General features: G+C 74.7%; 1 protein-coding gene and 1 pseudogene. Both read left to right on the forward strand.

From position 1 onward, the window contains the following. A pseudogene (locus ACFWJO_RS40765) lies at positions 1–543 on the forward strand (hypothetical protein); the annotation flags it as partial. Continuing rightward, positions 540–1073: prenyltransferase (locus tag ACFWJO_RS40770; protein ID WP_386873445.1), on the forward strand; the 534-nt coding region annotated here is incomplete at its 3' end. The pseudogene ACFWJO_RS40765 and the gene ACFWJO_RS40770, both read left to right, overlap by 4 nt.

Here is a 1073-nt window from a genome sequence, read left to right on the forward strand (position 1 = left end):
GGAGAGGACCTCGCCGCGGATACGTCGATCTACGTCTCGCGCACCTCCGCCACGGACCCGGGGGTGGCCCCGGAGGGCGACGAGAACCTGTTCATCCTCGTCCCGGCCCCCGCCGAGCCGGGGTGGGGGCGCGGCGGCATCCGGGTCCGTGACGGCCAGGGCTGGCGGGTGGACCGCACCGGGGACGCCCAGGTGGAGGCCGTGGCGGACCGGGCCCTCGATCAGCTGGCCCGCTGGGCCGGGATCCCCGACCTGGCCGAGCGCATCGTGGTGCGGCGCACCTACGGGCCCGGTGACTTCGCCGCGGACGTGCACGCCTGGCGGGGCTCGCTGCTGGGCCCCGGGCACACGCTGGCGCAGTCGGCCATGTTCCGTCCCTCGGTGCGGGACGCGGACGTGGCCGGCCTGATGTACGCGGGCTCCTCGGTGCGCCCGGGCATCGGGGTGCCCATGTGCCTGATCTCCGCCGAAGTGGTCCGGGACGAACTGCGCCACGACGCGCGCAGGGCCCGGCCCGCGGGCCCCGGGGAGAGTGGCACATGATCCGCACCCTCTTCTGGGCGTCCCGGCCGGTCAGCTGGGTGAACACGGCCTACCCGTTCGCCGCCGCCGCGATCCTGACCGGGGGGCTGCCCGCGTGGCTGGTGGTCCTGGGCGTCGTGTTCTTCCTGGTGCCCTACAACCTGGCCATGTACGGCATCAATGACGTGTTCGACTTCGCCTCGGACCTGCGCAACCCCCGCAAGGGGGGCGTGGAGGGCTCCGTGCTGGGCGACCCCGCGGTGCGCCGCCGGGTGCTGGCGTGGTCGGTGCTGCTGCCCGTGCCGTTCGTGGCCGTGCTCGCGGGCTGGTCCGCCATGCGGGGCGAGTGGGCCGCCGTGCTGGTGCTGGCAGTGAGCCTGTTCGCGGTGGTGGCGTACTCCTGGGCCGGGCTGCGGTTCAAGGAGCGGCCCTTCCTGGACGCTGCGACCTCCGCCACCCACTTCGTCTCCCCCGCGGTCTACGGCCTCGTGCTGGCCGGGGCGACCCCCACGCCCGCCCTGGCGGCGCTGCTGGGGGCCTTCTTCCTGTGG

The sequence above is a fragment of the Streptomyces sp. NPDC127092 genome (assembly GCF_042722475.1).
GTDB lineage: Bacteria > Actinomycetota > Actinomycetes > Streptomycetales > Streptomycetaceae > Streptomyces.